At 70.5% G+C, this 9,990-nt stretch carries 14 protein-coding genes and 1 pseudogene; 4 read left to right on the top strand and 11 right to left on the bottom strand.

Annotated elements, in window-relative coordinates:
* From KUTG_RS37655 to KUTG_RS37630, 6 genes are all read right to left on the bottom strand, one after another.
* On the bottom strand, positions 1 to 462 hold a 462-nt coding region (locus KUTG_RS37655), incomplete at its 3' end, for a GNAT family N-acetyltransferase (RefSeq protein ID WP_063753618.1).
* A complete protein-coding gene (locus tag KUTG_RS37650) occupies positions 463 to 1,518 on the bottom strand; it encodes a macrolide family glycosyltransferase (RefSeq protein ID WP_043731979.1) in 1,056 nt (351 codons plus the stop codon).
* A gap of 138 nt (positions 1,519 to 1,656) precedes the next feature.
* Positions 1,657 to 2,520, bottom strand: coding sequence for an ADP-ribosylglycohydrolase family protein (locus tag KUTG_RS37645; protein ID WP_043723745.1), 864 nt, complete (start codon positions 2,518 to 2,520; stop codon positions 1,657 to 1,659).
* A complete protein-coding gene (locus KUTG_RS37640; protein WP_043723743.1) occupies positions 2,517 to 2,729 on the bottom strand; it encodes a hypothetical protein in 213 nt (70 codons plus the stop codon). The genes KUTG_RS37645 and KUTG_RS37640 overlap by 4 nt, the downstream gene beginning before the upstream one ends.
* Before the next feature lie 111 nt (positions 2,730 to 2,840).
* On the bottom strand, positions 2,841 to 3,593 hold the full coding sequence (locus KUTG_RS37635; protein WP_043723740.1) for an SDR family oxidoreductase: 753 nt from the start codon (positions 3,591 to 3,593) through the stop codon (positions 2,841 to 2,843).
* Between the two features lie 167 nt (positions 3,594 to 3,760).
* Positions 3,761 to 4,339 (bottom strand): TetR/AcrR family transcriptional regulator, encoded by a 579-nt coding sequence (locus KUTG_RS37630; protein WP_043723737.1) that lies wholly within the window; start codon positions 4,337 to 4,339, stop codon positions 3,761 to 3,763.
* Between the two features lie 96 nt (positions 4,340 to 4,435).
* Between KUTG_RS37630 and KUTG_RS37625 the strand changes: the two genes are divergently transcribed.
* Positions 4,436 to 4,810: a DUF4267 domain-containing protein gene (locus KUTG_RS37625; protein ID WP_043723734.1), complete on the top strand. Its 375-nt coding sequence runs from the start codon at positions 4,436 to 4,438 to the stop codon at positions 4,808 to 4,810.
* Positions 4,811 to 4,814: 4 nt separating this feature from the next.
* On the opposite strand, the gene KUTG_RS64335 is transcribed toward KUTG_RS37625, so the two are convergent.
* The 3 genes and pseudogenes from KUTG_RS64335 to KUTG_RS64325 all read right to left on the bottom strand — a co-directional run.
* The gene (locus KUTG_RS64335) at positions 4,815 to 4,946 is read right to left on the bottom strand and encodes an aldehyde dehydrogenase family protein (RefSeq protein WP_232241178.1); all 132 of its coding nucleotides are present in this window, start codon (positions 4,944 to 4,946) and stop codon (positions 4,815 to 4,817) included.
* Positions 4,910 to 5,038, bottom strand: coding sequence for a hypothetical protein (locus KUTG_RS64330; RefSeq protein WP_232241177.1), 129 nt, complete (start codon positions 5,036 to 5,038; stop codon positions 4,910 to 4,912). Before KUTG_RS64330 ends, KUTG_RS64335 begins: the two co-directional genes overlap by 37 nt.
* 93 nt (positions 5,039 to 5,131) lie before the next feature.
* Positions 5,132 to 5,399, bottom strand: a pseudogene (locus tag KUTG_RS64325) (aldehyde dehydrogenase family protein); the annotation flags it as partial.
* Between the two features lie 37 nt (positions 5,400 to 5,436).
* On the opposite strand from KUTG_RS64325, the gene KUTG_RS64320 reads away from it, so the two are divergent.
* Entirely contained in the window at positions 5,437 to 5,823 is a 387-nt protein-coding gene (locus KUTG_RS64320) for a helix-turn-helix transcriptional regulator (protein WP_232241176.1), read from the top strand.
* 13 nt (positions 5,824 to 5,836) lie between these two features.
* On the opposite strand, the gene KUTG_RS37610 is transcribed toward KUTG_RS64320, so the two are convergent.
* Positions 5,837 to 6,997, bottom strand: a complete 1,161-nt coding sequence (locus KUTG_RS37610) for an NAD-dependent formate dehydrogenase (RefSeq protein WP_043723728.1) — start codon at positions 6,995 to 6,997, stop codon at positions 5,837 to 5,839.
* A 103-nt stretch (positions 6,998 to 7,100) separates the two neighbouring features.
* Positions 7,101 to 8,021 (bottom strand): LysR family transcriptional regulator, encoded by a 921-nt coding sequence (locus KUTG_RS37605; RefSeq protein ID WP_043723726.1) that lies wholly within the window; start codon positions 8,019 to 8,021, stop codon positions 7,101 to 7,103.
* Between the two features lie 59 nt (positions 8,022 to 8,080).
* On the opposite strand from KUTG_RS37605, the gene KUTG_RS37600 reads away from it, so the two are divergent.
* Entirely contained in the window at positions 8,081 to 9,061 is a 981-nt protein-coding gene (locus tag KUTG_RS37600) for an aldo/keto reductase (protein WP_043723723.1), read from the top strand.
* 61 nt (positions 9,062 to 9,122) lie between these two features.
* On the top strand, positions 9,123 to 9,990 hold an 868-nt coding region (locus tag KUTG_RS37595), incomplete at its 3' end, for a glutathione S-transferase family protein (protein ID WP_043723720.1).

Genomic DNA, 9,990 nt, shown 5'->3' with positions numbered 1-9,990 from the left:
TACCTTGCACGTAAGGGTCACGCGTTCCCCCAGGTCGGACAGCCACTGCTCCTCTTCGACAATGCGTTGGAGTTCCGGACCCGGGTTGGTGACCTCGACGAAGCCGCGGTCGCGGTACCAGGGCTCGTTCCAGGGGATCTGGCGGAACGTGGTGAGCGTGACCGCCCTGCCGGCGGCGCGTCGCATGACGGCCGCCAACAGGGCGGTGCCCAGACCTTGCCGCCCGTGATCCGGGTGCACGGCCAGTTGGTGCAGGTGGAGGCCGTCGTCGACCGGGCCCAGGTAGGCGAAGCCCCGCGCCGGCCGGCCGACGACCAACACGTCCTCGGGCGCGGCGACCTGGTCGATGTCCGGGCTCGGCGGGAAGGTGATCCCGTAGGCCTGGAACAGCTGGTCGGCCGTGTCCTCGACGGCCACGAGACCGGCCAGCTCGCCGGCCTCCGCCACCCGCACCTCGATCACTTAACCCTCCACTTGGGACTCCACGAGATCCGCGGCCCGGTGAACTCCACCACTGTCGACGATTTCCCGCTGGATCTTCTCCAGGTTGGCGGCGATCCCGCTGTCCGTGCTGACCTCGTGCAGCGCCTGCCGGAGCCGGTCGACGGTCACCTCGTCACGCGGAATGTGCCGCCCCAGCCCCAGTTCCTCGATCCGCGGCCCGGTGAGCAGCTGGTCGACCGCCTGTGGCACGGTGATCAGCGGCACCCCGTGAGCGAGCGCCTCCATGACACCGCCCATGCCGGCGTGCGTGATGAAGGCACTGGCCGCCGTGAGGATCGACGCCTGCGGAACCCATTGCCGCACAACGAAATTCTCCGGCAGCGGGCCGAGATCGGCCGGATCGATGAAGCGCCCGACGGACATCTCCACGTGCCAGCCGTTGTCCGCGAACGCGGTCAGGCAGTCACGGAAGAAGTCCGGCCGGTCGGTGTAGGCCGACCCGAGCGAGATCAACAGCACCGGCCGGTCGTCCGGCTTCGACCACATCTGCGGCGAGCCCATCGGCCCGACGAAGGTGAAGGTGCCGTCGACCGTCGGCGCGTCGAACTGGAACGACCGCGGCATCGCCACCAGGCACGGCCTCGGCGTCAGCAACTCCTCCGGAAACCCGTACTCCTTGACGTACGCGGCGAAGTCGTCGGCCTTGGAGCCGGGAATCGCGATGTAGCTGGCCGACAGCTGCACCACCGGGATGCCCCAGCGGTCGGCCAGCACCGGCCCCTGGAAGGCGCCGATGTCGCACACGATGACGTCCGGCCGGTCATCGGCGTAGAGCCGCTCGATCTGCGGCGTGACGGCGTGGTACTCGGTGACGAACATGCGCGTGCCGGCGTCGCCGTCCTCCGGCATGCGCTCCGGGAACGTCGTGGTGTGCAGCAGCGGCGTCGCCCCCGCCTGCTTGACGGCGTCGGCGAACTGGTCGGTGGTGGCGTAGCTGACCCGATGCCCGCGCGCGACCAGTTCGGTCACCAGCGGCAGGCCCGGGTTGATGTGGCCGTGTTCGGGCACGGCCATGAACGAGATGTGCACGGCAGAACTCCTGCTGAGTTGTCAGACGAGTGGGCAGACGAGATCCACTCGGGACTCAGTGGTAGAGAGGCAGGGTTCCGAAGCAGTACATGGCACCAGCCTAGCCGCCGGCGCCAGCGATTTTCAGGACACCCAGTCCGGCAACGGCTCTCGGGCCGCCAGCCACTCCTCGGGCACGCCCGCGACCAGGGCGACGATGCCCCCGACGATGGCGCTGGTGGTGTCGATGTCGCCGCCGACCTCGACACACGTCAACACGGCCTGGCGGTAGTCGTGGACATGGGTCGCCGCGGCCCACAGCGTGAACGGCACGGTGTCCTGGGCCAGCACGCGCGAGCCGTTGCCGAGTTCGAACGCCACCTCGGCCGCCGACCGGCCCAGCAGCTGCCGGGCCCGCTCCACCCGGCGGCGAACCTCGCTGTCCGGCAGGCGATCCAGCACGGAGTCGAACAGCTCCGACCCCGTCGGCTGAACTTCAGTTATTCGGCACGCGCCCGTATAGGCCGAGGCCAGGGCCACCGCGACGCCGCCCGCGACCCCTTCCGGGTGCATGTGCGTCACCTGGGACGCCCTCGTGGCCTGCTCGACCACCCGGTCCGGGTCGTCCGCGTAGAAGGCGCCCAGCGGGGCGATCCGCATCGCCCCGCCGTTGCCGCAGGATCCCGTGCCGCTGAAGGCCGCCCCGGCCGCCGTCGGCCACGGCACGCCGTCGCGGATCCGGTGCAGGATCACCACCGCGCCCGGGCCGTAGCCCCGGTACGGCTCGCACCGGTCCGCGAACAGGCCTGCCAGCTCGTCCTGGTCGATCTCGCCGCGATCCCGCAGTTCCGTGAACACCGTGCAGGCCATCTCGGTGTCGTCGGTCCACTCCCAGCGCCCTGCCGGTATGCGTGGCAGGGCGTTGCCGGGAACGAAGTACTGCGCGCCCAGGGCGTCCCCGACCGACAGGCCGGCCAGGGCGTCACGGGCGAGATCGAGCCTGCTCATCCCCCGCTGCGGCGGTTGGAGTACTGGCGCTGGTGGCCGGTGCTCGCCGTCTTGATGTGCGGGTTGTACGAGACGCCGTTCGTCTTGTTCGCCGCCTTGCCCTTGCTGCGGCGCTCCGCCCGGTTGGGGCGCGCGTCGGCCTGGTCGTCTGCGGCTGCGTCGACGGCCGGCTCGGCCGTCGGGTTCTGGTCGGCATGCTGCTCGGGCATGAGTGTCCTCCTGAGGGTTCGTCACGAAGCTAGGGCAGAAGTCGCGATAGCGCGCTCAGAAGATCATGCCGTTGACGGTACCAGCCGAAACCGCTCCGCGGCACCTGGTTTTCACCCCACCGGGCCCGGTGCCCAGCCGGCGAGGAACTCCTCGAACGTGCGTCGGCCCACCGCGTGGTCCGGGGCCAGGTGGCGGCCCTCCCGATAACCTCGGGCGACGGCCCCCGGCACCGGTACCGAGACCAGCGGCCGACGCTTGCCCGTACGCATCAGGTAGAGGCCGGCCAGCTGCCGCACATCCAGGATCTGCGGGCCACCCATGTCCGCCACCCGCCCCCGCGGCGGCCCCGCCGCTAGCGCCGCTAGCCGATCCGCGACGTCGCCCGTGTCGATCGGCTGGAACCGGAAGCCCGTCGGCAGCGGCATCACCGGCAGCCGCGCGGCCAGGCCCAGGATCTGCGCCACCAGGTCGTGGAACTGCGTCGCGCGCAGGATCGTCCACGGCAGCCCCGATTCCGCGATCTCCCGCTCCGCCGCCAGCTTCGCCCGGTAGTACGGCATCGGCACCCCCTCGACCCCCACGATCGAGACGTACACCAGGTGCGGCCCACCCGCCCGCTTCGCCGCCTCGATCAGGTTCCGCGTGGCCTCCACGTCGCCCCGGCCGTTCGTGGTCGCGCAGTGCACGATCACCCTCGCCCCCACGACCGCCTGGTCGATGTTCGCGCCCTTGCGCAGGTCCACCGACACCGTCGTGTTGCGCCGGCTGATCGACTGCACCTCCGCGCCCCGCTCCGCCAGCCGCTCGACCACCACCTGCCCCAGCCGCCCCGTGCCGCCCGTGACGACGATCTTGCCCCTCATGACCACGGCTCCCTGACACCCGGCTGTCTCACCGACCGCCCCAGCCTGCCAGCGCCCGGCCGCATGGGCACAGCGCCCCTGCCCCACGCATCAAGCGGAGCCGTCGGACAGACGACCGGCGCAGGCCAGAGCCACCGGCCCCGCCGGGGCAACGCATCCGGCCCCGTTCAGGCCAGCAGCCGCTGGACCAGCAGGTCGACGCGGGCGTCGTGCTGGCCGTCGGCGAGGCGGCCGGCGCGGGTCAGGGTGGCCAGGCCGTGCAGGGCGGCCCAGCCGACCTCGGTGAAGGTGCCGATGGCGGCGGGGTCCTGGATCACGGCCTCGAAGGCTGCGGCGAACTGGCCGAAGGCCTCGCGCAGGACGGGCGGGGAGTCGGGGCGGGCGAAGCGGAGGCCGACGTCGAGGGTGAACATGGCGTCATAGAGGGCGGGATTGGCCTCGGCGAAGCCGAGATAGGCATCGGCGACGGCGCGGAGCAGCGGGTACGGCTCGACGTGGGCGCGGCGGGCCTGCTCGATGGCGACCGCCAACTCGGCGACGCCCTGCTCGGCGACGGCGGCGATGATGGCGTCCTTGTTGGCGAAGTGGCTGTACAGCACCGGCTGGCTGTACTCGATCCGCTCCGACAGCCGGCGCGTGGTCACCGCGTCCCAGCCCTCGGCCTCGGCCAGCTCCCTGGCCACGCGCAGGATCAGCTCCCGCCGCTCGGCCTTCACCCGCTCACGCCTGCCCGGTTCGCTAGTCACGCTAGAAATCCTAGCACCGCTAGATTTCCTAGCGCAGCTCCTGCTAGCGTTGCTACAAAACCTAGCAACGCTAGATTCCCGAAGGGCAGGCTCCTCATGTACCTCGCAACCGTCGTCCTGGCCGCAGTTCTCGGCGTCGCCGTCATCGCCATGGGCACCGCCTACCTGCTCGCCCCGGTCACCAACGCCAAGGGCTTCGGCCTGCCGGAATGGCCTGAGGGCGCCCTCGCCGCGTGGCTGAACATCAAGGGCGTCCGCGACCTGGGCATGGGCGTGGCGATCCTGGTCCTGCTGGCCACCGCCGGCCCGCACGTCATGGGCTGGTACCTGCTGGTCTCCGCCCTCGTCCCCATCGGCGACGCCATCGTCGTGCTTCGCCACCGTGGTTCCAAGGCCCTGGCCTACGGCATGCACGGCGCCACCGCTCTGGTGGTCATCGCCGTGGCGGCCGTGCTCCTCCTGGCCGGCTGACCAACTACAGCCGGGGATTCCCGTCCAGCAGCACGGTCTTGCTCTCCAGGAACGGCCGCAGCCCCTCGACACCGCCCTCGCGCCCGATGCCCGACTGCTTCACCCCGCCGAAGGAGATCGTGGCGTCGGTGCGCACGCCGTCGGCTCAAGGTAGAAGCCTCGGTCCAGCCCGGCCGGACGGCCGCCGCCGGTGACCAGGCGGGCGCCCTGCTCGCGCCCCTTGGCCACGTAGCCCTCGATCCGGTCCCGCTGACGTGCGGATCACGGCGGCGGACTTGCCGCCCAGCTCCAGGATCACGCGGGCCAGCCGGTCGGCGCAGATCGAGGCGATGCCGCGACCCACGGCGTTGGAGCCGGTGAAACTGACCTTGTCCACCCGCGGATCGCGGACCAGCGCGTCGGACGCCGCCCGGTCCGCCGTCACGACGTTGAGCACGCCGGCCGGCAGCCCGATCTCGTCGGCCACCTCGGCCATGATGTAGCCGACGCTCGGCGCCTCCGGCGGCATCTTGAGCACCACGGTGCAGCCGGCCAGCAGGGCCGGGCTCGTCTTGTACGCGCCGATCAGGCCCGGGCCGTTCCACGGCACGATCGCCGCGACGGCCCTGCGCCGGCACCTGTCGCACGTGCTGTTCCTGCACACGCTGCGCCTAGTCCACAGCACCGACGACCGCGGTTGGTTGGCCGCGCTCTCCGACCCCTTGCTGCGCAACGTACTCGGCGAGATCCACCGCGATCCAGGTCGCAAGTGGACGGTCGCCGACCTGGCCCACGAAGCCCGCATGTCCCGCAGCCTGTTCGCCGAGCGCTTCCACCGGGCGGTCGGCGTGCCGCCGGCCGAGTACGCCGCCCGCTGGCGCATTCACGTGGTGGCGCATCGCCTGCGCACCACCGACCGCCGCATCGCCGAGATCGCCGACGACCTCGGCTTCGCGTCCCCGTCGGCCCTCAGCGCCGCCTTCGCCCGACGCGCGGGCTGCTCGCCGGCGCAGTACCGTTCCGCACACCTGTGAGCAGCCGTGCCAGCTACTTGTTGGTGGAGTACGAGTGGGCGCCGGCGCCGGCGAGCTTGCCGCTGTCGATGATGAGGTACTCCTCACGGATCGGCTCGTCGGCGAACCAGTTCTCCAGGATCTCCCGGGTGCCGGCCGCGTAGCGGGCCTGCGCCGACAGGGTGGAGCCCGAGATGTGCGGGGTCATGCCGTGGTGCGGCATGGTCCGCCACGGGTGCTCGGCCGGCGCGGGCTGCGGGAACCACACGTCCCCGGCGTAGCCGGCGAGCTGCCCGGACTCCAGGGCCCGCACCACCGCGTCCCGGTCGGCGATCTTGGCCCGGGCGGTGTTGATCAGGTAGGCGCCGCGCTTCATGCTGCCGATCAGCTTGTCGTCGAACAGCCCCTCGGTCTCCGGGTGCAGCGGCGCGTTGATCGTCACGACGTCGCAGTGCGGCACCATGTCGGCGGCGCTCTCGTGGAAGGTCAACCCGAGTTCCTGCTCGACCTCGCGCGGCAGCCGGTGCCGGTCGGTGTAGTGCAGGTGCACGTCGAACGGCTTGAGCCGGCGCAGCACCGCCGTGCCGATCCGGCCGGCGGCCACGGTGCCGACGTGCATGCCCTGCACGTCGTAGGCCCGGGACACGCAGTCGGCGATGTTCCAGCCGCCGTCCAGCACCACCTGGTGTGACGGCAAGTAGTTGCGCACCAACGACAGGATCATCATCACCACGTGCTCGGCGACGCTGATGCTGTTGCTGTAGGTGACCTCGGCGACGGTGACGTCGTGCTCGATCGCCGCATCGAGGTCCACATGGTCGGAGCCGATGCCGGCGGTGATGGCCAGCTTCAGCCTCGGGGCCCGGGCGATGCGCTCCGCGGTCAGGTACGCGGGCCAGAACGGTTGGGAGATGACGATGTCCGTGTCGGCCAGCTCGCGGTCGAACTCGGATCCTTCGCGGTCCTTGTCCGAGGTGACGACCAGCGTGTGTCCCTGGCTCTCCAGGAACTCCCGCAGCCCCAGCGCGCCGGACACGCTGCCCAGCAGGTGGCCGGGGGTGAAGCCGAGGCCACGGGGCGACGGCAGCGTCTGCCCGCCCGGGTAGCCGGGCACCAGCGGCAGGTCCTCCCGGGCATAGGAGCTCGGGTGTCCGGTGGTCGGGTCGTCGTACAGCACGCACAGCACCTTTGCCATGGCTGACCCCAATTTTCACGTCGCGATTAGGTTCTGCCAAGACCTTGCTCGCGGTCGTCGGGGGCCGTCAAAGCGTTCTTCGCTATCCCGGGATAGCCCGCTCCTATCGCAGGTAGCGAGCCAGCACCCCGTCGAGCACCCCGCGCACGTCGATGTCCCGGGCGATCTCCACCAGGGCCCGGGCCAGCATCGGCTCCGGCTCGTGCCCGGCCACGACCAGTCCGATCCGGGGCGCGCGCGGCGGATCGTCCATCCGGACCACCCGCATCCCTTGCGGCACACCGAACATGTGCAGCCACGCGTGGGAGATCACGCTGGACCACTGACGGGAGGCCACATGCGCGTACAGCGCCGACACCGTGTCCGTCTCGATCGCCGGCACCACACTCGCGCCGACCGAGGCGAACATCTCGTCCAGGATCCGACGGTTGCGCATCTGCCGTGACAGCAGGCACAACGGCACCGTCGCGGCCTCGGCCCAGCGCAGGCTCTCCCGGTCCGCGAACTTGCCGTCATTGGGCGTCAGCAGCAGATACCGTTCCTGGTACAGGGGAATCGCCACGTTGCCGGGCTCGTCGCCGTCCACATAGGTCATCGCGACGTCCAGCTCGAACTCCGCGAGCCGGCGCGTGATCTCCTGTGACGGCAACGACTCCAGCGTGATCCGGGCATGCGGGTGCCGTTGGCAGAACGGCGTGGTCAGCAGCGGCGCCACGGTCAGCGCGGTCGGGATCGCGCCGATGCGCAGCACCCCGGACAGGCTGCCGCGCATGGTCGACAGGTCCTGGCGCAGCGCGTCGCACTCGGCCAGGATCCGGTTGGCCCACAAAAGCACCCGCTCCCCCTCCGGGGTCAGGCCCTCGTAGCGCTGGCCCCGCTGCACGATCGGGACGTCCAGCTCGTGCTCCAGCTTGCGGATGGCCGCCGACAGCGACGGCTGCGACACGTGGCAGGCCGCGGCCGCCCGCGCGAAGTGCCGCTCACGGGCGAGCGCGACCAGGTATTCCAACTGACGCAACAGCACGGCTCAGCATGGCGTGTGACCGGGTCCTGGTGCTACTCCAGGGGAGTAGCGTCGCCGGCATGGAATACCTCCGGTTGGGCAAGAGCGGGCTGTCGGTGTCCAAGGTCGTGCTGGGCTGCATGAGCTTCGGCGATCCGGGCGCCGGCACCCACAAGTGGTCCTTCGGCGTCGACGAGTCGCGGCCGTACTTCAAGCAGGCCATCGAGTCCGGCGTGACCACCTTCGACACCGCCAACGTCTACAGCCTCGGCGCCAGCGAGGAGATCACTGGACAGCTGCTCAAGGAATTCGCGAAGCGGGACGAGGTGGTCATCGCCACCAAGGTCCGCGGGATGATGGGCCCCGGCCCCAAGGGCGTCGGCCTGTCCCGCGCGGCGATCTTCGCCCAGGTCGACGCCAGCCTGCGCCGTCTGGGCACCGAGTACATCGACCTCTACCAGATCCACCGGTACGACGCCGACGTGCCGATCGAGGAGACCATGGAGGCGCTGCACGACGTGGTGAAGGCCGGCAAGGCCCGCTACCTCGGCGCGTCCTCGATGTGGACCTGGCAGTTCGCGCAGATGCAGCACGCCGCCGATCTCCACGGCTGGACCCGGTTCGTGTCCATGCAGAACCAGTACAACCTGCTCCAACGCGAGGAGGAGCGGGAGATGCTGCCGTACTGCCTGGACCAGGGCGTCGGCGTCATCCCGTGGAGCCCGCTGGCCCGCGGCCGGCTGACCAGGCCGGCCGACGCCGACGGCACCGCCCGCAGCGACACCGACGGCTTCACCAAGATCCTCTACGACAAGACCGCCGAGGCCGACAAGGCCATCATCGACGCGGTCGGGGCCATCGCCGAGGAGCGCGGCGTGAACCGGGCCCAGGTGGCGCTGGCGTGGATGATGGGCAAGCCCGCCGTCACCGCGCCGATCGTCGGCACCACCAAGCCGCACCACCTCACCGACGCCGTCGCCGCCGTCGACCTCAAGCTCAGCGCCGACGAGGTGCAGCGGCTGGAGGAGCACTACACCGCCCGCCCCGCTTCGGGTTTCTGACGCGCCGCTGCCCGGAATTCCGGTCTAAGCCGCTGGGGTTCCGGGCAGCCATACTGGATCCATGGCCGAGTTCAGCCGCGACTCGCGGTACATCACCACCTGGATCACCGCCGACGGCCGGGACGGATACCCCGTCGAGCCGGGGCGCTACCGGCTCGTGGTCGCACGGGCCTGCCCGTGGGCCAATCGCCTGATCATCGTGCGCCGCCTGCTCGGGCTGGAGGACGTGCTGTCCATGGGCATCTGCGGGCCCGTGCACGACGAGCGCAGCTGGACGTTCGACCTCGATCCCGGCGGCGTGGATCCCGTGCTGGGCATCGAGCGGATCCAGGACGCCTACTTCAAACGGTTCCCCGGCTACGAGCGCGGCATCACCGTGCCGGCCATCGTGGACGTGCCCACCGGCGAGGTCGTCACCAACGACTTCGCGCAGATGAGCATCGACCTCTCCCTGGAGTGGACGGCTTTCCACCGCGCCGGCGCGCCGTCGCTGTACCCCGCCGAGCTGCGGGCCGAGATCGACGAGGTCAACGACGTCGTCTACCGGGACGTCAACAACGGCGTCTACCGGGCCGGCTTCTCCAGCGACCAGGACGCGTACGACAAGGCCTACCGGCGGCTGTTCGACCGCCTCGACTGGCTCAGCGACCGCCTGGCCGGGCAGCGCTACCTCGTCGGCGACACCATCACCGAGGCCGACGTCCGCCTGTTCACCACCCTGGTCCGCTTCGACGCCGTCTACCACGGGCACTTCAAGTGCAACCGCAGCAAGCTCGACGAGATGCCCGTGCTGTGGGCCTACACCCGGGACCTGTTCCAGACCCCCGGCTTCGGCGACACCATCGACTTCGTGCAGATCAAGCAGCACTACTACGAGGTGCACCGCAACATCAACCCCACCGGCATCGTCCCCGCCGGCCCCGACCTCC

This window comes from Kutzneria sp. 744 (assembly GCF_000568255.1).
In the GTDB taxonomy this organism is placed as follows: Bacteria; Actinomycetota; Actinomycetes; order Mycobacteriales; family Pseudonocardiaceae; genus Kutzneria.
This window is presented reverse-complemented; position numbering and strand designations above follow the sequence as displayed.